Source organism: Nocardioides sp., from assembly GCF_036267815.1.
Lineage (GTDB): Bacteria > Actinomycetota > Actinomycetes > Propionibacteriales > Nocardioidaceae > Nocardioides.
The window spans coordinates 38229-57348 of the sequence record NZ_DATAVI010000065.1; the positions used below are offsets into that span (position 1 = coordinate 38229).

At 70.7% G+C, this 19120-nt stretch carries 22 protein-coding genes and 1 tRNA gene; 4 read left to right on the plus strand and 19 right to left on the minus strand.

The window, feature by feature from the left end:
* Nucleotides 1-26: 26 nt before the first annotated feature.
* On the plus strand, nt 27-494 hold the full coding sequence (locus VHW64_RS14800) for an Rrf2 family transcriptional regulator (RefSeq protein WP_329651338.1): 468 nt from the start codon (nt 27-29) through the stop codon (nt 492-494).
* A gap of 19 nt (nt 495-513) precedes the next feature.
* On the opposite strand, the gene VHW64_RS14805 is transcribed toward VHW64_RS14800, so the two are convergent.
* The 10 genes from VHW64_RS14805 to VHW64_RS14850 form a co-directional block, all read right to left on the minus strand.
* On the minus strand, nt 514-1146 hold the full coding sequence (locus tag VHW64_RS14805) for a DUF2461 domain-containing protein (RefSeq protein ID WP_329651339.1): 633 nt from the start codon (nt 1144-1146) through the stop codon (nt 514-516).
* 24 nt (nt 1147-1170) lie between these two features.
* Entirely contained in the window at nt 1171-2334 is a 1164-nt protein-coding gene (locus VHW64_RS14810; protein ID WP_329651340.1) for a hypothetical protein, read from the minus strand.
* The gene (locus VHW64_RS14815) at nt 2334-3560 is read right to left on the minus strand and encodes a C39 family peptidase (protein WP_329651341.1); all 1227 of its coding nucleotides are present in this window, start codon (nt 3558-3560) and stop codon (nt 2334-2336) included. Before VHW64_RS14815 ends, VHW64_RS14810 begins: the two co-directional genes overlap by 1 nt.
* Before the next feature lie 117 nt (nt 3561-3677).
* A complete protein-coding gene (locus VHW64_RS14820; protein ID WP_329651342.1) occupies nt 3678-4142 on the minus strand; it encodes a GNAT family N-acetyltransferase in 465 nt (154 codons plus the stop codon).
* Between the two features lie 72 nt (nt 4143-4214).
* A complete protein-coding gene (locus VHW64_RS14825) occupies nt 4215-4484 on the minus strand; it encodes a type II toxin-antitoxin system PemK/MazF family toxin (protein ID WP_329651343.1) in 270 nt (89 codons plus the stop codon).
* 96 nt (nt 4485-4580) lie between these two features.
* Complete coding sequence (locus VHW64_RS14830) at nt 4581-4772, minus strand: hypothetical protein (RefSeq protein ID WP_329651344.1); 192 nt, start codon at nt 4770-4772, stop codon at nt 4581-4583.
* 749 nt (nt 4773-5521) lie between these two features.
* Nucleotides 5522-6121, minus strand: a complete 600-nt coding sequence (locus VHW64_RS14835) for a hypothetical protein (protein WP_329651345.1) — start codon at nt 6119-6121, stop codon at nt 5522-5524.
* Nucleotides 6122-6286: 165 nt separating this feature from the next.
* Nucleotides 6287-6715 (minus strand): arsenate reductase ArsC, encoded by a 429-nt coding sequence (locus tag VHW64_RS14840; RefSeq protein ID WP_414690506.1) that lies wholly within the window; start codon nt 6713-6715, stop codon nt 6287-6289.
* Entirely contained in the window at nt 6715-7392 is a 678-nt protein-coding gene (locus tag VHW64_RS14845) for an aquaporin (protein ID WP_329651347.1), read from the minus strand. The genes VHW64_RS14840 and VHW64_RS14845 overlap by 1 nt, the downstream gene beginning before the upstream one ends.
* Nucleotides 7389-7748, minus strand: a complete 360-nt coding sequence (locus VHW64_RS14850) for a metalloregulator ArsR/SmtB family transcription factor (protein ID WP_329651348.1) — start codon at nt 7746-7748, stop codon at nt 7389-7391. Before VHW64_RS14850 ends, VHW64_RS14845 begins: the two co-directional genes overlap by 4 nt.
* A 74-nt stretch (nt 7749-7822) precedes the next feature.
* Here VHW64_RS14850 and VHW64_RS14855 point away from each other — a divergent pair, with 74 nt between their 5' ends.
* A complete protein-coding gene (locus VHW64_RS14855; RefSeq protein WP_329651349.1) occupies nt 7823-8269 on the plus strand; it encodes an ArsI/CadI family heavy metal resistance metalloenzyme in 447 nt (148 codons plus the stop codon).
* Between the two features lie 489 nt (nt 8270-8758).
* Here the strand turns inward: VHW64_RS14855 and VHW64_RS14860 are convergent.
* Nucleotides 8759-8834, minus strand: a tRNA-Gly gene (locus VHW64_RS14860).
* A gap of 49 nt (nt 8835-8883) precedes the next feature.
* Nucleotides 8884-9654, minus strand: coding sequence for an SGNH/GDSL hydrolase family protein (locus VHW64_RS14865; protein WP_329651350.1), 771 nt, complete (start codon nt 9652-9654; stop codon nt 8884-8886).
* Between the two features lie 53 nt (nt 9655-9707).
* Between VHW64_RS14865 and dcd the strand changes: the two genes are divergently transcribed.
* Nucleotides 9708-10283 carry a dCTP deaminase gene (gene dcd / locus VHW64_RS14870; RefSeq protein WP_329651351.1) on the plus strand — a complete coding sequence of 192 codons (576 nt, stop codon included), beginning with the start codon at nt 9708-9710 and terminating at the stop codon, nt 10281-10283.
* On the plus strand, nt 10283-10966 hold the full coding sequence (npdG, locus tag VHW64_RS14875) for an NADPH-dependent F420 reductase (RefSeq protein WP_329651352.1): 684 nt from the start codon (nt 10283-10285) through the stop codon (nt 10964-10966). The genes dcd and npdG overlap by 1 nt, the downstream gene beginning before the upstream one ends.
* Before the next feature lie 315 nt (nt 10967-11281).
* Here the strand turns inward: npdG and VHW64_RS14880 are convergent, their stop codons facing one another.
* The 7 genes from VHW64_RS14880 to VHW64_RS14910 all read right to left on the minus strand — a co-directional run bounded on the left by VHW64_RS14880 (nt 11282) and on the right by VHW64_RS14910 (nt 19075).
* Nucleotides 11282-11410 (minus strand): hypothetical protein, encoded by a 129-nt coding sequence (locus VHW64_RS14880; RefSeq protein ID WP_329651353.1) that lies wholly within the window; start codon nt 11408-11410, stop codon nt 11282-11284.
* A gap of 102 nt (nt 11411-11512) precedes the next feature.
* Nucleotides 11513-12337: a DUF4097 family beta strand repeat-containing protein gene (locus VHW64_RS14885; RefSeq protein ID WP_329651354.1), complete on the minus strand. Its 825-nt coding sequence runs from the start codon at nt 12335-12337 to the stop codon at nt 11513-11515.
* Nucleotides 12338-12444: 107 nt separating this feature from the next.
* Nucleotides 12445-12987, minus strand: coding sequence for a toxin-antitoxin system HicB family antitoxin (locus tag VHW64_RS14890; RefSeq protein WP_329651355.1), 543 nt, complete (start codon nt 12985-12987; stop codon nt 12445-12447).
* 188 nt (nt 12988-13175) lie between these two features.
* Nucleotides 13176-16187 (minus strand): heterodisulfide reductase-related iron-sulfur binding cluster, encoded by a 3012-nt coding sequence (locus VHW64_RS14895; RefSeq protein ID WP_329651356.1) that lies wholly within the window; start codon nt 16185-16187, stop codon nt 13176-13178.
* Between the two features lie 40 nt (nt 16188-16227).
* On the minus strand, nt 16228-17052 hold the full coding sequence (locus tag VHW64_RS14900; protein WP_329651357.1) for an IclR family transcriptional regulator: 825 nt from the start codon (nt 17050-17052) through the stop codon (nt 16228-16230).
* Between the two features lie 64 nt (nt 17053-17116).
* Nucleotides 17117-17566, minus strand: coding sequence for a hypothetical protein (locus VHW64_RS14905; RefSeq protein WP_329651358.1), 450 nt, complete (start codon nt 17564-17566; stop codon nt 17117-17119).
* 252 nt (nt 17567-17818) lie between these two features.
* The gene (locus VHW64_RS14910) at nt 17819-19075 is read right to left on the minus strand and encodes a choice-of-anchor P family protein (protein WP_329651359.1); all 1257 of its coding nucleotides are present in this window, start codon (nt 19073-19075) and stop codon (nt 17819-17821) included.
* Nucleotides 19076-19120 lie beyond the last annotated feature (45 nt).

The window sequence follows — 19120 nt, forward strand, 5'->3', positions numbered from 1 at the left end:
GGGACGGGGTCTGCGAGACTGCGCGCATGCGAGTGTCAGCCAAGGCCGACTACGCGCTACGCGCCCTGATCGAGATGGCCGCACGCGCGGATGACGAGGGGGCTCGGCCGGTGAGCGCCGAGGAGCTCGGTCGCCTCCAGGACATTCCGCACAACTTCCTCCAGGCGATCCTCGCCGACCTGCGCAAGGCGGGCATCGTCCACGCCCAGCGTGGTCAGTCCGGAGGCTGGAAGCTGGCCAAGGCCGCCGGCGCCGTCTCCGTTGCCGACGTGATCCGAGCGGTCGACGGCCCCCTGGTGTCGGTCTACGGCCTGCGCCCCGAGGCGGTCTCGTACAACGAGCGCGCGGACGCGCTCCAGCGGGTGTGGATCGCGGCACGGCACTCCCTGCGCGACGTGTTCGAGCAGGTGAGCGTCGCCGATCTCGCGAGCGGCACGCTCCCGCCCGACGTCGCCGCCCTCACCGAGGACGAGGACGCCTGGCAGCCCCACTGACCCGCCGGTCAACGATGGGTCACTCGGCGTCGGTGACCCATTCCACGAACGGGCGCAGGGTGCGCCAGTCGTCGCGCACGGCCTCGAGCAGCTCGGTGGTGTGGATGATCGGCTCGAAGCCGTAGTCGTGACCGATCGTCAGCGACTTGTGGCGCAACAGCCCGATCCGTGGGTGGCTGAGGTCGTAGCCGCGCGGCGCCGTCTTCAGCATGTGGCCGCCGATGACCCAGCCGTTGGCCTCCAGGCGCTTGATCATCAGGGCCAGGTCGTTGCCGAGCCGGTCGTCGTCGATGGCCGCCCGGATGGACGCGATCCGCTGGCCGCTCGCGTCGTAGAAGCCGGCGCCGGTGCGGACCCCGCGAGCGGAGATCTCGACGTACCACCCGGTAGCCGGGCCGACCTCGATGAACGCCCCCTGGGCGGTCTTGTAGGGCGTCTTGTCCTTGGCGAACCGCACGTCGCGGTAGGGGCGGAACACCTTGGCGTCGCCGAACTCCTCGGCGAGCCCTGCGCAGAGGGCCACCATGGGACGTCTCACGGAGTACTCGTAGGTGCCTTTGTGCTTCTCCCAGAACGACTTGGTGTTGTCGGCCTCGAGGTCGTCGTAGAAGTCGAGCGCCTGGCTGGGGAACCCGGTGAAGTCGGCAGGCATGGCCACCACCCTACGTGCCGGAGGTCACCCCAGCGGTGCCGTGACCTGCTCGTCACCGGCTTGTGAGTACGCCGTGACCGTCAGGTCGGTGCCGCCGCAGCGGGGTGGCGACAGGAAGGCGTTCCCGGTGGCCCTCGTGGCGAAAGCGACGCTGAGACTGGCGGCGCCGGGGTCCCAGCGCAGCAAGGTCGCAGGATCCGTGCGCGACTGTGGGTCGCGGGTGAAGAACGCCGAGGCCGCGCAGGCGACCAGGGAGCCCGACGTGCCCGGGCCGAGGTCGTACCACCCGCCGGGGGTCTGGGCGTAGAAGTGCGCCGCGTCGATCCGGTGCTCGTTGGGGACCACCGACCAGATGCGGGTGCCGTCGAGCAGAGCGGAGTCCCAGCCCTTGCACGGGGTGACGCCGGCCAGCGGCCGCAGGCGTGCACCGTCGACGTCGTTCAGGACACGGCACGACGGGTGATGGTCGTCGAAGGTCATCATCGTGGTGCCGGCGTCGGTCACCACGGCGCCGCGGAACCCGTTCCTCGGTGCGGCGCACCAACCGGTGCTGCCGCTCCCGTCCGGGAGGTCGACCGTGGCCAGGCAGTAGCGGTGTCGGCTGCCGGACGTCGCGTGCACGAGGGTGTGCGGTCCCAGCGCCCAGGTGCCGCCGACGACGGTCGGTGGTTCGGAGTCGGCATCCAGGATGGTGGTGTGCCCGGTCGCGAGGTCGACGACCGTGGCGCGGTCGGGGTCGTGGGCGAACCGGTCCTCGCTGACGACCAGCGCGTAGTCGTCGTCGAGGAGCGCGTCGGTGATCGAGGAGTGGTCTCCGGCGTTGATCGTCAGCGGGTGCGGGCCGGTCAGCCGCGCCGACGCGCCGCCGGGTAGGACGGTCAGCGTCGACCGGTCGCCGACGGTCACGAGGTCCTTGGTCGAGCCCGGGACGGGGCGCCACGACAGGATGGTCCGCGCCGGGGTGAGGACGACCGGATGCGAGGGGCTTCCGGTGGTCGGCGCGCCCGACGGGCTGGTCGTGCTGGCGGGGCCGGTCGACCCTGACGTCGATCCTGACGACGTCTCTGACGCCGTCGTGGGCGGGGCCGAGTCGCCGGCTGTCGCCGTATCCGAGGAGCCCGATCCGCACGAGGCGAGCAACGCTGCCGCCGCGACCGCCGCACCCCACCGCCACAGGGGGGCCGGCATCAGACGCCGATGTCGTGCTGGAAGTGCGCCTCGTTCGCTCGGTACGACTGGTACGCCGCGCGCCACTGCACGCGGTCGATGAACGGTTCGTCGGGGTGGAAGCGCTGCTGGTTCCACGGCTCGAAGTACCCCAGCAGCGGCGTCTTGTCGGGACGCTTGCGGTAGCCGCGGCCGACCTGGAAGTGCCCGGAGCCGTCATGGTCGAGGTACGGGTAGAACCGCTGGAGCAGCACCGGGTGCAGCACCACCGGAGCGCGGTAGTCGACGACGTGTCGGGCGATCAGGAGCTTCCACTGGGCAAACGTCCAGTCGCCGATGTCGAGGGTGATGTACGGCCCGGCGTACGACGCTCGGTCGTAGCCCGTGTCCCGGTTGACGACGTCGACCATCGACGTGATCGAGGTGCCGTCGGTGGTCGTGCCGAGCCGACGTGCCCAGTGCTGCTGGGCCCGCCTCTTGTGGTGCCAGCCCCACGCGATCATCTGCATCGACGTCGGTCCGCACCAGTAGGTGCGGTGCTGCTGCGCGACCTCCTTCGGGTCCAGGACCGACGCGTGGCGCGGGTAGTCGCCCCAGTGCTTGACCTTGCTGCTCCCGCCGCCGCTCGAGCCGATGGTGGTGCGTGACTCTGCCAACCCGGCTCGGCGTACCTCCGGATGGCGGACGTAGAAGTCCTGCGGCAGCGGCAGTCCCTGGATCTGGTGCCGGAGCAGCCAGACCTTCGCGACCGACCGCGCAGCCTGCCTGAGCTCGGCGCGCTGGGCGGCGGCTCGTCGGGCCGGAGACATCCGTGCGTCCTGCCGCAGTGCGTCGTACGCCGAGAGGTCGCCGGTGCGCTCGGCGCTGGCGAGCTGCGGCTGTCGCAGCTGACGCATCGCCTGGGAGCGGACCTGGCTCTGGGTCCGGTCGGTCCAGCCGGTGCCGAGGCAGTAGCGCTGGCCCTCGAAGGTCGCGCAGCGCACCAGGTCGTCGACCAGCGCCCGGGGCGACGACCTCGCGGACAGCGCACGGCCGGCCGCGCGTCCGGCCACGACGATCTGGTCGATCGTGCGGCGGAACGCCGGGGTGACCCGGCCGTAGCCAGCGGTCAGCGGCAGCACCCGGGGCGCGGAGTGCGGGCTCGCCTCGCCCGCGGCGGCCGCGCTCGGCGCGCCCAGTGGGAGCAGCGCCAGAGGCAGCGCCACGAGCATGAGCAGAACGGATCCGGTCGTACGAGCGGGTGACATGGAAGAGGACCTCGAGACGGCAGACGTCACTTGCACACCACTGTCCCCAACCGCATCAGGATCGTCAAGGTCACGCCCGTGGACCGGCCGCGCGTCCGGACGGTGCTGAGCAGGCGGTCAGCCTGGCAGCTGCCTGGTCAGCGTGACCTCGTTCAGCACGTACCCGAGCCGGTCGTAGAAGGCGCGTGCTCCCGCGTTGCCGGCCCCGGTGCTGAGCCGCACGCGACCGAGGCCTCGTTCGACGGCCCAGCGCTCGGCCGAGGCGACCAGGCGGCGGGCCACCCCGTGCCGCTCGAACTCCTGCTCCACCACCAGCTCGCCGATCCACGCATCCTTCTCACCGCACCAGTGGTCCTCTTCCGAGACCGACACGAAGCCGACGACGACCCCGTCGACGACGGCGACCCACCCGGCGTGTCCGTCCGAGCCCGCCCTGGTCACCGAGTCGTCCAGCCAGCCACGGACGGCTGCTTCGACCTGGGGGCCAGGTCTGGACGGATCGACGCCGACGAGCAGTCGCGGCGCGAGGCGCCGGATGCTCTCGCGGTCGGTGAGCTCGACCGGCCTGATCCTGACGTCCATCACCGGAGCGTGCCACCGGCTCCGGCCTTGGAGAACGGCCCGACCCCACGAGCGCTCATCGGCCGAGGGCCACTACAGCTGGAGGTGAAGGCGCAGTGCGTCGTCGATGTGCGCGATGACGTCGGCTGGCACTCGTCCTAGGACCGCGCCGAGCCGCTCGACTGCGATCGAACGGACCTGCTCGGCCTGGGCCTTTGCGGGCGCGTGCAGTCCGGTCGCGGCCGCGGGGAGCAGGGCCTGGAGTGGGAAGATCCGGTCGGTGTTGCTGGTGATCGGGACGACGGTGACCACTCCGCGTCCGAGTCGCGCCGCCGCCAGGTTCGCCCGGTCGTTGCTCGCCATCGTCGGGGTCCGGCCGGTAGTACTCCACGACCTCTGTCCACTCGCGCGCAGAGGCTGTGGGCACCGGTCAGCTTCGCAGGGCGCGTCGCGCAACCTTCACGAGACGCACAACGTCTCATCCCGCGTGAGACGTGTGACCCTGATGCTGGTCGCCTCGGCGCTCGCCTTGAGCGCCTGCCATCCCTCGGCGGACTCGACGGTGGCGACCGCACCTGGAGCGAGGTCCAGCATGAAGCCGGGACCGACCCCCACCATCAGGACGACGGCCCCCACGAAGGCGACGGCCACGCCGACATCTCCGACTCGGGCCCGAGTGCGCTACTGCGGGACGTGGTCGACGCCCACCAGTTCCACGGGGCGCGCCCTGGCCAGCCAGCACGGTGAGATCCGGAGTTGCCTCGGGGTCGACCAGAGGTGGCTCGTGTTCGAGCTGGGAGGCCCCCGCGCGCCCGGCGGCATTGACGAGTTCCGCTGCCTCGCCCCGGGATGCGCTCCCTCGAGCACCCACTTCCAGGCTCGGCGATGGAAGTACATCGCCCCGCCCGTCACGGGCGGAGTCACCCTCTTGGGACCGGCCGGGCATGGCCAGTGGATCGTGGACAACGCAGGTGACCAACTGAGGTTCAACCCCAGGAGGGAGACGTTCTCATCCGGGTCAGGATGAGCGAGTGGCGCCCGGAGCTCCGGTGCCGCGCTCGGTCGTAGCCTTGCTCGGGTGACGGACTCGGTGCGTTGGTGGGACATGCGCCCGGCACAGGGCAGGCAGGCGAAGACGTACACCTGTCCGATCTGCCATGGCCTGTTGCTGGCGATGAACCCCAACACGCTGCTGTCTCCGGAGGGTGACCGTGAGCGTCGCCGTCACGCGCACACCGAGTGCGTTGCCAGGCAGCGGGCGGCGGGCGGGTTGTTGACGAGGAGCGAGTGGGAACGGACTCGTCGACCGCCAGGAGCTCCCGAGCAGTCGTGGTGGCGCCGGCTCTTCGGCTCACGGACCGCAAGCGGGTGAAGGCATGGGCGCGAGCGCCGTCTGCGCGTCAGTGGGCCCAGCGATGCATGCTGGGGGCCGTGCCGACCAGGCACGTGACCGGCCTCGGGAAGCCGGCCAGCGCATAGGCGGTGAGCCGGAGATGACCCTCCAGACAGACCAGGAGGCGGTAGCCGACACCGACCAGGATCAGTGGTGGGAGGGTGCGGCCATCGGCCACCAGCATGGCGGCGTGCTCGAAGCGTTCGTTGGGCACGTCGTACGCCCGGACGCCGGCTCGAATCCTGGTCGCCGCATCCATCGGAAGCCGGCTTCCTCCGGAGAGCTCGTTCCAGTAGGGGTAGTCCATGTAGCGAACCCCGGCCAGCTCCTCCGAAGTCAGCACCGCCCGGACCCAGGTGACGACGCTGGGAAACGACTCGTCGAACAGCTCGACGCCCCGGCCGTATCCCCGGGTGTCGCCGAGGAGGTCGCGGCGCGCAGCGTTCGCGTCGGCGTCCTCGAGGTCGGGCTCGACCACGAGCTGCTCCGGCAGACCGGCCGCTCGGAGGGCGTCGTGCAGCCGGGCGCCGAAGCGAGGGCTGACGAGCTCACCACGAAGAAAGCACGCCACCATCTCGTCGTCACTGGACGGGCCGGCCACCTGCATGGCCTCCAGTAAAGCCGCCCGGGTCGAGCCGCGAAGTCGACAGGTCCGAGCCCGAAGCCGGCTATGCGGGGAACGACCGCATCGCTTCTGGACCTCGTGCGCTGTCTGCCAACCGGGGCCAGGTCGTCGACCAGGTCGTCGACCAGGTGGTCGAGACGTGCCGACCTAGACGGTCGGCCGCCCCCGCTCCTGGGCGGTGTCGAGTCTTGCCACCAGAATGTCGACACGGCTCTTGATCGCGTCGCGCACGCCGCGCACCAGCTCGATCGGCAGGTCAGCCGGGTCGTCCAGCTCCCAGTCCTCGTAGCTCCTGCCGGGATAGAAGGGGCACTCGTCACCGCAGCCCATCGTGACGACGACGTCGGCTACCAGAACGGCGGAGTCCGTGAGCAGCTTCGGCTGTGCGGCACGGATGTCTATTCCGTCCTCGGCCATCACCTCGACAGCGAGGTGGTTGATCTCGCGGGCCGGCTGCGACCCTGCCGAGAGAACGTCGACACGGTCTCCTGCGACATGCCGTAGGTAGCCGGCGGCCATCTGGGAGCGTCCGGCATTGTGAACGCAGGCGAAGAGCACGGTCGGTCGCTCGCCCATCATGGTGCTCCTTCTGTCACTTGGTATCCGGGGTACACGAGAAGCACCAGGCCCAGACCGGCGCCGCCTCCGATGAGCTGCATGAGAACGAAGGCAGGTGCCGACGCTGGGGCGATTCCCGCGAAGGTGTCCGTCAGGACGCGCGCCACGGTCACGGCCGGGTTGGCGAAGCTCGTCGAGCTGGTGAACCAGTAGGCAGCCGCGATGTACCCACCCACGGCGAAGGCGACGGTCTCCGTTCGCCCCGCTCGGATGCTGCCGAAGACGATCATCACGAGACCTGCCGTCGCAACCGCCTCTGCGAGAAGGCTGCCGTGGTCGGCTCGGTGGTGGACGGACACGGAGACCGCGTGGAGGTCGAACATGAGGTTGGCCAGTACGGCGCCGACGATGCCGCCGACCACCTGCCCCGCCATCGACCACAGCATCTCGCGAGTCGTGACGAGGCTGAGCAACCGCTCGACCAGCGTGACCACCGGGTTGAAGCTGGCCGACACCGGCCGCAGGGCGAGGATCAGCGACATGAGCGCAGCCCCGGTCACCACGCTGTTCTCGAGAAGCTGGAGGCCAACATCTCGAGGGGAGAGCCGCTGCGCCGCGATGCCGGAGCCGATGACAGCCATCACGAGGAACGCCGTGCCCATCGCCTCTGCGATCGTTCGACGAGCAAGACTCACGTCGCTACGCCACCGATGAGCGCCCCAAGATCTGCGAGTGGCCCTGGCTCGACGCGGTAGTAGACCCACACCCCGCGCTTGCTCCTCCCCAGGAGCCCGCACTCGTGCAGCACCTTGAGGTGATGGCTGATCGTCGGCTGCGACAGATCGAAGGCGTCGTTGAGATCGCAGACACACGCCTCGCCACCGACGTGTGAGGCCACCAGCGAGAGCAGTCTGAGTCGAACCGGGTCGGCGAGTGCCTTCAGCAAGGGTGCGATCCTCTCGGCGGCCGCGGCCGGGAGGGGCTGCCTGCCCAGGGGTGCGCAGCACGCCACCGTCTCGACGGGGGTGAGCTCGACCAGAGACTTCGACATGCATCGATATTGACATCCGTCGATGTGTGGGTCAAGGTGAACGCATAGACGCATGTCTATCTCTAGGAGGCTCCATGTCCCGGCTCCAGCTCGCCCTCAACGTCGACGACCTCGACGAGTCCGTGGCGTTCTACTCCCGGCTGTTTGCCACCGAGCCCGCCAAGCTCCGCGCCGGCTACGCGAACTTCGCCGTCGCCGAACCCCCGTTGAAGCTGGTCCTGATCCAGAACCCGGGCAAGGGCGGCTCTCTCAACCATCTGGGCGTCGAGGTGGCAGACACCGACGCCGTCGATGCCGAGCAGGCCAGGCTCGCCGAGGCCGGCTTCGCCTCCGTCGACGAGCGCGACACAACCTGCTGCTACGCCAAGCAGGACAAGTTCTGGGTGTCAGGAGCTCCGAACGGGGAGGCCTGGGAGATCTACACCGTCCTGGCGGACAGCCTCACGCCCAACGGTGAGGCGGACGGACAAGAGTGCTGCACGACCGCCCTGGTCCAGCCCACCTCGGCGCAGGAGCCGTGAGAGCGCACCGGACAGCGGCGGCTGCGTGCGACTCAGTCAAGTCGACTGCACTACCTGGATGGGGTGCCCGTCAGGGTCTTCGGCCCACGCGATCAGGAGCCGGTCAAGCCACAGCTCGGGCTCCTTCACCGGCACGGTCCCGGGCTCTTGGATACGTGAGTACGCCGCGGGTGTGTCATCTGTCCACCAGACGACGGCCGCGCGCTGGCCGCTTGCCACCGGGTCAAGGCCGTGATCGCGCCGCCTGGGGGCTCCCCTGACCAGACCGATCGGTATCCGTCAAGCATCAGGTCGACGTGAGTCGGGGAGCCCTCCGCGGGAGTCCGGAAGACCTCCGTGAACCGGAGCTGTCGGTAGAAGCTCGATGTCCGGCCCAGGTCCTTGCACAGCAGGCCGACCTGAGGCGTCTCGACCACGCCGCCAGGCTGGCAGACGCCGTTCGCCGCGCTCCCCGGCCGGCACCTGGCCGCCACGGCAGCATCCGGCTTGTGGAGCGGATGACGAGACTCGAACTCGCGACATCGACCTTGGGAAGGTCGCGCTCTACCAACTGAGCTACATCCGCAGTGCCGGCTGGCCGGCGTGCAGGATCGTACCCGACCACGCGCAGGGGGTCAGATCGGCTCCAGCGTCGGTCGTTTGGCCGTCGCGCCGTCTCCCGACGACTTCCCGGTGAGGCGCCGCTTGACCCACGGCGCGGCGTGGTGGACCACCCAGTCGAGGTCGGCGCGCTTGCCCGCGCGCAGGGGCGTCTCGCCGAGGGAGCCGGTGGGGTCGGAGAGGTCGAGGCCGTGGGTCACGCCGAGGGTGTTCAGGACCTCGATCGAGACGGCGCGATGGCCCAGCGGGCCGAGGTGGAGCCGGTCCTCGGACCACATCAGCTCGGGGTGCTCGGGTCGCATCCGCCAGGAGTCGAGGACGACGGCGCCGTGCCGGTCGGCGATCTCGCGGACGCGCTCGTTGTAGACGGCGAAGCGGCCACGCAGCCTCGCGAAGGGTCCGCCTCCGCCGGGGTCGAACGCCGTGAAGACGCCTACCGTCGCTCCGGTCGCCGCGAGCTTGCCGATCGCCTCGTCGTACGGCTCGGCGAGGCCGTCGACGTCGCACCGCGGCCGGATCAGGTCGTTGCCGCCGGCGTAGACGGTGATGAGGTCGGGTGCCAGCGCGACCGCGGGCTCGATCTGCTCGGCCAAGATCGGTCGCAGGGTGCGACCACGGACGGCGAGGTTGGCGTAGCCGAAGTCGTCGGCGCGGGCGGCCAGCACCTCGGCGACGCGATCGGCCCAGCCGCGGACGCCGTTGGGCCGGCTCGCGTCGCGGTCGCCGACGCCCTCGGTGAAGGAGTCCCCGATCGCGACGTACCGATGGAAGACGGGAGGAGTCACGGCGGCATGGTGCCAGATGGATCGGTGGTCGTGGAGCCCGGTAGCGTTCCGGTGTGCTGCTGAGCGACCGAGACATCCTGGCCGAGATCGACCTGGGCCGGATCCAGATGGAGCCCTGGGAGCCGGAGATGATGCAGCCGTCGTCGATCGACGTGCGGCTGGACCGGTTCTTCCGGGTGTTCGAGAACCATCGCTATCCCCACATCGACCCGGCCGCCGACCAGTCCGACCTGACCCGCGTGGTCGAGCCCGACGGGGACGAGCCGTTCATCCTGCACCCGGGTGAGTTCGTGCTGGGGTCGACCTACGAGGTCTGCACGCTTGCCGACGACATCGCGGCGCGCGTCGAGGGCAAGTCGTCGCTGGGCCGCCTCGGACTGCTCACCCACGCCACGGCCGGCTTCGTCGACCCCGGCTTCTCCGGCCACGTGACGCTGGAGCTGGCCAACGTCGCGACCCTGCCGATCAAGCTCTACCCCGGGATGAAGATCGGGCAGTTCTGCTTCTTCAAGCTCTCCTCGCCGTCCGAGCATCCCTACGGCTCGGCGAAGTACGGGTCGCGCTACCAGGGCCAGCGCGGGCCGACCCCGTCGCGGTCGTTCCAGAACTTCCACCGGACCTCGATCTGATGGCCGACCTGGGCGCCGCCCTCCAGGGCATCACGGTCGCGGTCCTCGGTGGCACCGGACCGCAGGGCCGAGGGCTGGGACGCCGTTGGGCGGCCGCCGGCATCCCACTCGTGATCGGCAGCCGGGACGCCGCGCGGGCGGCCGAGGCAGCCGAGGAGCTGGCGGGCGCAACGGGCGGGGACGTCCGCGGACTCGCCAACGCCGACGCAGCCGCGGCCGCAGACGTCGCCCTGGTCGCGGTGCCCTACGACGGGCATGCCGATCTGCTGCGGTCGCTGGCCGAGCCGCTCGCGGGCAAGGTCGTCGTCGACTGCGTCAACCCGCTCGGCTTCGACAAGCAAGGCGCCTACCCGCTGGCCGTGGCCGACGGCTCGGCCGCCCAGGAGGCCGCCGCCCTGCTGCCGCGCTCGGTCGTGGTCGCGGCGTTCCACCACGTCAGTGCCCAGCTGCTCAACGACCCCGAGACGGTCTCCGTCGACACCGACGTGATGGTGCTCGGCGAGGGTGAGCATCGCGAGGCCACCGATCTGGTGATGGCACTGGCCGACGCGATCCCGGGCATGCGGGGCATCTACGCCGGCCGGCTGCGCAACGCCGCTCAGGTCGAGGCCCTGACGGCGAACCTGATCGCGGTCAACCGGCGGTACCAGGCCCACGCCGGGGTGCGGGTCACCGGCGTCTGAACGACGAGGGGCGCTTGTCCGAGAGGTCGCGCACTGGGGGCCAGTGGTGGCGGTCCGTCGACCGAGAGCTGGCGAAGGCCGGCGCTCAACGAGCACGAGCTCTTGCTCTTGCTCTTGCCAGGATGAGCTAGCGCGCGAAGTCTCCGAGAACGCGGGGTTGCCGACTCTCTGGCATCCAGCCAGGAGCCTACGAGCCGGCATGAGTGAGATGGCGTCGCGCACGATCATGTCGCCGCTCCGTCGGGCCGGGAGGATCGATGCGTGACAAGGACGAAGGAGCCGGCCCCGTGAGGGGCCGGCTCCTGTTCGCGGGCGTCACAGCCAGCTGAGGCGACGGATCCGACGGTGGCGGCGGCGTACGCCGGTGGGCTGTGCCTGGTGGGTGGGGTGGACCCGGTCCTCGATGAGGTAGCGGGCCTGGGCCTCGATCACGGTCTCGTTCATGGTGGTGCTCCTTGGTGTGGTTGCTTCGAGCGTGCGGGTTCGCACTGCTGTGGTGCTGGACTGGGCTTGCTCTCCTGGCCTGGCTCCTGGTGGTGCTGCCGGTCAGACCTGGGCGAGGGTGATGTCGCCGCTGACCGTGCGGGCCTGGAGCTCGATGTGGTCCTGGCCCTCCTGCGGGGCTCCGACGCTCTCGAGGTTGGAGCGGATGGAGCCGGTGACGGTGTTGATGTCGGTCCAGACCGGGGTGCCGGCCGGGATGCCGACGCGGACGTCGCTGCTCGCGCCCTTCAGCGTGAGCCGGCCTCGCCGGGCGGTGCCGATGCTGAGGTCGCCGCTGCCGGTGGACATCGACACGTCGTCGTTCGCCGTGACGACCTTGAGGTCGCCCGACCCGGTCTTGACCACGGCCTTGGCGTTGGTGCTGCCGACCTCGACGTCGCCCGAGCCGGTGGAGACGTTGAGGTTGCCGACGCAGGTGCCGATCGAGATGTCGCCCGAACCGCTCTTGACCTGAAGCTCGTCGTGTGCCTCGGAGACCGCGACGTCGCCCGAGCCGGTGGCGAGACGGGCGGAGCCGGTGAAGGTGTCGCAGGTGACGTCGCCGGACCCGGTCTTGAGGTCGACGTCGTGGATCTGGCCGTCGACGCGGATGTCGGCGCTGCCGGTGCGCACCGCGAGGTCGCTGCCGGTGGGGAGGGTGACCCGGACGTCGAGCTCGCGGTCCTTGCCACCGAACCAGCCACCGCTCTCCTTGGGCGCGACCACCGAGAGCCGGTTGTCCTCGAAGGTCACCGTGACCTCGTCGGCGTGCTGGCCGCGGATGTCGAGCTCGGTCGTGTCGGTCTCGACAGCCTTGACCTCGACCGAGCCCCTGCCGATCTCGACGTACAGCTCGATCGGCTGGGGGGTCTCGAACTGGCGGTTCATCTGGTGCCTCCTGATGGCGGGTGGTGCAGGGTGTGGGGATCCGCGGGAGCGGCAGGCTGCCGTCCCTCGTGGTGATGGGTGTGGGGTCTCTGGGTGGTGCCGGCCGGTCAGAGCCAGCCGCTCATCCGCTTGCCGCCGCCGGTGCGACGTCCGCGGCTGTCGAACGGGTCGCCGGCGCCACCGAAGAACGGGATGCTGGACAGGTCGACGTCGATGTTGATGGCGCCGTCGCGGGTGGCCGCCCGGACGACGCTGACGAGCCAGGTGTTCAGCGACTGGCCGGCGTCGGCGGCGCGCTCCTCGGCCTTGGTCTTGACACTCTCGGGGATGCGCAGGGTGATCCGGGACATCCCGCCCTCTTCGAGCTCCTCCGGCGCCGGGGGCGGCGGGGGAGTCGGCGGGGTCGGCGTCGCGACGTGCACGAGGAAGTCGAGGTCGCGGCCGCTGAGGCGGACGTCGACGCCGCCGTCGGGCATCTCGGCGGTGATCTCGGCGGCGGCCTGCGAGACGGCCTCCATGATCGCCAGCCGGGCGCTGGAGTCGAGGGCGAAGCCGAGCCGCTCGGCGGCCTGGCGGGCCTCGTCCCCGGCGGAGTCGGCCGCGGCGACCATCGAGGACCGGAGGCTCTCGACGTAGGGGGTGATGTCCATGTGCATCACTATGACTTCACAGTGACGTCATGTCAAGGAACGCGTGACATCAAATGGTGTCATCGCAGCGTCACGGGTCCCCTACGCCGACGAGCCGCGGGACGTCAGACGAGGTGTTGGCTATCGGCACCAGTTCGTCTGACGTTGCTAGACCTCGGCTCCTGCGGCCGCCACCTCGGACCGGCTGCTCAGAGGTCGAACAGGGAGGTGGACTCGTCGAGGTCGACGGTGCGCGAGGGCGCCGGCTTCGGCTCTTCGGTCTCAGGGGGTTCGGCGGCGGAAGGCGTCGTAGGAGCGCCGGCGTCGGACGAGGAGGCGTCGCCGACGTCGAACAGGGAGACGTGGTCGGGGAGCCGGGTCGCCTGCCCGGGCCGCGGCGCGCCCTGCACCTCTTCCGGAGGCTGCTCCGGGGCCGCCGGCTCCTCGCTCCGGCGCACCGGGGCGGGTGGTGCCGGGTCTGTCCTCGACTCGGGCAGGTCGAAGAGGGAACCCTCGGGGATCTGGGCTGCGGGCTCGGCCCCGGCCGTGGGCTCAGCGGACTCAGCCGACCGCGGTGCGGGGTTCGCCTCGGGTCGGGTCTCGGTCTGGCTGGCCGGCAGGTCGAACAACGACCCACGGGTGACGGGCGTACTCGCCTCGACCTGCGGTGTCGCCTCTGGCGCCGTCGTGGACGCCTCGGAGGCGGGGCTGGTCCCGGCGACGTCGAACAGCGACCCGCCGTCGGAGACCTGCCCGTCGTCAGCGCGACCCTCGGAAGCGGACGGGACGTCGGCCGCGCTGGCGGTCTCACCGAGGTCGAACAGCGACTCCGACGCGGCGGCCCCGGGCTCGGAGGCCCTCTCCTCGGGCTCCGCCCCGGTCGCGGGCTCGGCGAGGTCGAACAGCGACGCACCGGACGGCGCACCGGACGGCGCACCGGACGACGCGGCGGCGGCCGGCCCGACGTCCTCGGTCGCGGTCACCGTGTCGGCGGTCTCGGTGACGTCGTCGGGCTCCGGCTCGGCCCTGGTCTCGACGCTGCGGGCAGCCGGTGCCGACGGGGCGGCCGGGGTCCTGGTGGCCGACTCGCCCCGCACCGAGGCCAGCAGCATCTGGGCCACGTCGAGCACCTCGACGTCCTCGCGGGCGTGGCCGTCGGTCTGCTCGGAGGTGAGTCCGTCGGACAGCATGACCCGGCAGAAGGGGCAGCCGACGGCGATCTGGTCGGCACCGGTCGCGACGGCCTCGCGGGTGCGGTTGACGTTGATCCGCTCCCCGATCGTCTCCTCCATCCACATCCGGGCACCCCCCGCGCCGCAGCAGAACGAGCGTTCGGCGGACCGCTCCATCTCGACGTACGACGCGCCGGGCAGCACCTGGAGCAGCTCGCGCGGCGGGGCGTAGACCTGGTTGTGCCGGCCGAGGTAGCACGGGTCGTGGTAGGTGATCGACCGTTTGGCCGCGCCGGCGCCGTCCTGCACCGGGGTCAGCCTGCCCTCGCGCACCAGGCGGTTGAGCAGCTGCGTGTGGTGGACGACGTCGAGCTCGATGCCCAGGTCGCGGTACTCGTTCTTGAGGGTGTTGAGGCAGTGCGGGCAGGTGGTGACGACCTGCTTGACGCGGTACTCCTGGAACGTCTCGACGTTCTGGGCGGCCAGGCCCTGGTAGACGAACTCGTTGCCGGCGCGGCGCGCGGGGTCGCCGGTGCACGTCTCGCCGTTGCCGAGCACCCCGAAGGAGACGTCGGCGAGGTGTAGCAGCTCGGCCACCGCGCGCACCGTCTTCTTGGCGCGGTCCTCGTAGGCGCCCGCACAGCCGATCCAGAACAGCCAGTCCACCGACTCCAGCGACTCCAGGTCCTCCCCGACCACCGGCACGTCGAAGTCGAGTCCCTTGGCCCAGTCCATGCGGGCCTGGGCCGACATGCTCCACGGGTTGCCCTTGCTCTCGAGCCCGCGGAAGAGCTGGTTGAGCTCGCTCGGGAAGTTGTTCTCGACCAGCACCTGGTAGCGGCGCATGTCGACGATGTGGTCGACGTGCTCGATGTCGACGGGGCACTGGTTCACGCACGCCCCGCACGACGTGCACGACCAGAGAACGTCGGGGTCGATCACGCCGTACGCCGACCCGTCCATGATCTCGGGACCGACCAGGGGCCGCTCGAGCTCCTTGACGGCGCTCTCGGGCGCGCCCCCGGAGTCGCCGGCGAGCAGAGCCGGGGCCGCGGCCATGGCGTGGTCGCGGAGGTTCATGATCAGCAGCTTGGGCGACAGCGGCTTCTCGGTGTTCCACGCCGGGCACTGCGACTGGCAGCGACCGCACTCGGTGCAGGTCGCGAAGTCGAGCAGGCCCTTCCACGTGAAGTCAGAGATCGCCCCGACGCCGAGGCGGGCGCTCTCGTCGAGCTCCTCGATGTCGGCCAGGGTGACCGCCTTGCCGGCCGTGACCAGCGGCTTGACGGCCCCGAGCGCGACCGGACGGCGTCCGAAGAGCACGTTCAGCGGGGCCACGAAGATGTGGAGGTGCTTGGAGTTCAGCACGAAGACCAAGAACGCCAGCATCACGCCGATGTGGAGCAGCAGGCCGATCCCGATCAGCGCGGTGCTGTCGGGCAGCACCTTGCCGAGCAGGTAGGAGACGAACGCCGCCCTGCCGTAGCCATGGCCCGTGCCCGCGTCGCGCGCCTCGACCGCGCCCCGGAAGAGGAACAGCGTCCAGACGACGTTGAAGATCATGAAGAGCGTGAAGTACGCCGGGCCCAGGTGCGACCCGAAGAACCGTGACCTGCGGCCGAGCTGCTTGGGCTGGTTGCGCAGCCGGATCGCCCAGAACACCGCGATCCCGGCCAGGGCCATGACCGCGATGAAGTCCTGAACGAAGCCGAGCACGGACCAGCTGCCGAAGGCGAACCAGTGCCACTCGGGGTCGCGCGTCAGCAGGATGACGTAGGCCTCGAGGTAGACCGTCCCCAGGATCAGGAACGCCCAGAACACGAAGAAGTGCGCGGCCCCCGGGACCGACCACTTCAGCAGCTTCCTCTGCCCGAACACCTCCACGACCTGCCGCTTCAGCGCAGCGCCGAGCCGCCCGGTCACCCCGGCGATGCGGTCGGGCGCCGGCTGGCCGCTGGTGATCAACCGGTAGAGGAACAGCACCCGGCGCGCGGCGATCGGCAGCGCGATCGCGTTCAGCAGCAGCCCGAGGATCAGAACGGCGGTCAAGGTCACTCCCAGCGGGTACGGGCAGGGGACTCAGCGGATCCTACGGTGAGCGGCGCGGTCCGTGGGCGGGGGCGCTCTCCGGGTGGCCGGGTGCGCCACCCACGCGGGTCGTCAGGGTCGCGGCGGCGCGCCGTATCTCGGTGGCGAGATCGGTCGCCTCGGCGTGCCCGACCTCGCTCTCGGAGCCGGGCTCGCGGACCTGATAGGTGACCGCGATGCCGGCGACGGGATGGGCGTTGTGGTCGAGCACGGGCGCGGCGACGCTGGCCAGGCCGGGGGTCACCTCGCCGTGCTCGGTCGCGTACCCGCGCCTGCGGGTCTCCGACAGCACCGCGCGGAGGGCGCTGAGGGTGCGCGGCCCCGTGCCGTGCCGGTCGACGAAGGCCGACGTGTCGGGATAGAGAGCGCGCACCTGAGCCGCCGGCAGGGCCGACAGGATCGCCCGCCCACTGGCGGTCAGGTGGGCCGGGAGCCGGACGCCGACGTCGGTGACCAGCGGTGGCCGGCCGGGGGCCCGCTCCTCGACGACGTAGAGCACGTCGCGCCCGTGCAGCACCGCGAGATGCGCGGTCCGCCCGGTCCGGTCGACGAGGTCGGTCAGCGTCCGCCGGCTGATCCGCTGCAACGGCTCCTGACGGCTGAACCCGCTGCCGACCTCGAACGCCGCGATCCCCAGCCCGAACCGATGCTCGTCGGCGAGGTGGACCACGAAGCCCTCCTCGACCATCGCCGTCAGCAGGTGGTACGCCGTGGAGCGAGGCAGCGCACAGGTGCGGGCGATCCGCTCGAGCGCCACCGGCTCGGGCTGGCTGGCCAGGAAGCGGAGCACGCGCAGCGTTCGCGTCGCCGCCGGCACCTGTCCCACAGCCGGGATCGTCCCACGCCGCGTCGCCGGACCGGCCGGCCGGGCGAGCGAGCTCCGAGACTTCTCAGTCGGTACGGCGAGCGGGGGTGTCGGCCGCGTGGCGTGCGGACCCCGACGCCGCGTCCGTGCCCGTCCCGGCGTCGGTGCTGTCGTCGTGCCACACGTCGGGCTGGTAGTCCTTCGCCCGGGTGTCCACGTCGGGGTCGAGGCGGTCGGCCTCCCGCAGGGTGTCCTCGTAGGCGGCCTGCTCGACCTGATGGCCCTGTTCGGCGGCCTCCGCGCTCTCCTCGGCCCGGTCCGCCTCGGCCTTCGACAGGTCTGCCTTGGCTCGCAGCTCCTCGGCGTGGCGGTGCGACTCGGTCAGACCGGCGCCCTTCAGCTCGCCCTGCTGGCGCAGCTCCTGGGCGCGCACCCGGTGTGTCGACGTACGCCGCTTGCGGGTCATGGTCAGGGCCAGGGCGACCACCAGCACCACGACGACGATCACGATCGTCCAGATCAGCCAGGTAGGCATGACGACCTCCTTCTCCCGCGTCTTCGTACCCAAAGCGGCGACCCTCACACGGCAGGCATCAGGAAGTAGCCCGGCCCGCCCGTCGTACGTCCCCCCGAGGGACGCGGTGACGGGCGGGCCGGACCCCCCGAGTCGTGCAGCCGGCTCTCCAACATGCTGCGACTGTGGAGGGAACGAGCGGGCGACGGGCTTCCATGGGGGGTGGATGGGGGTGGAGCCCGTCGCCCGCTCGAGGGATGGGTCAGCAGGGAGTCAGGAGAGTCGTCCGATCTTCAGGCTTGCCTCGCCGAAGTCCACGACGGCACCCGTGCCGTCGAGCAAGGTCACGCGCAGCCCGATCACCGCGATGCCGTTGTGGGTCCGGGTCACCACCGAGCGTTCGAACTTGGCCACGCCCGGGATCTCCAGCACTCCGGTCTTCGGGAAGGTCTGCTTCTGGCCCGCCACGGTGACGGTGCCCAGCTGCGTGCCCGTGGTCGACTTGGTGACCTTCTTGCCGTGCCGGGTGACGGAGACCTTGCCGACAACGCCCTTGATCACCACCTGGCCACCCAGGCTCACCCGCCCGACCGACGCCCGGGACATGCCGTGGGCAGAGTCCGTGCCCTGGTTGCCGCGCTCGCTGGAGTTCGCGTTCTGGAAGAGCAGCTGGTCGGCAAGGGAGCCGTTCGCCAGGGACTTCTTCTTGAGCTTCCCGTTGGTGCCCTGGCACGGCATGTGGGTGAGCGGGTTCGGACCGCTCTCCAGGGTCCCGTCGAGAGCCGAGACGACGTGGGTCGCCGCGGCATGTCCGCCGAAGAGTCCGCCCGTCATCCCCGAGTTCAGCTCGGCGTGGGAGTGCGCGACCTTCAGACGCGAGCCGGTCGGGATGACGTCGATGCGCAGTGCGTACGCATCGGCCAAGGACCCGGTGGCCGACTGCCGAGTCGTGTGCTGGCCGGCGTAGATCGTCGCCACGCCCGGGATCGTGAGGGGCTGGTCGGGCGTCGGCAGGGGGAAGCTCTCGGCGGGACCGATGGGCGGGGTGAAGGACAGGCCACCGACGTGGGTGGTGGTGGCGGCGTGGAAGCCTGACGCGTCGTGGGAGGCGGTCGCGCGGGAGGTGATCGCGGTCAACGCCAGCGAGCCGAGCCCGGTCTGCACCAGGTCGATCCGGCCGATCCGGTGCAGCGAGTGCGCCGCGACGACGCCGTTCCGCGCGGACGTCCAGAGATGCGTCTTGATGTCCGACGCGGTGCCGAGACCCGGGAGGGTCGCCGTGCCGACGTCGTTCGTACGGTCGCGTCCCGCCTGGTTCGTGCAGCCGATCGCCCGCCAGCCGGAGGTGGACGACCCGCCCGGGAGCTGGCCACCGTTCAGGTGGGTGCCGTAGCCCGAGCTCTTGAACGCGAAGCTGGTGCTCCGGGACTGGCCTCCGTGGTGGGTGCCGGCGTAGGTGGGCGCGCTCGCGAGCGTGAGTCCCACGAGGGCCGGGACGACCGCCATGACGAGGGTTCTGGGGGGTTTCATGACGTACTCCTTCCCTGTTGCTTGATATGCGGTTAACGGGGTGGG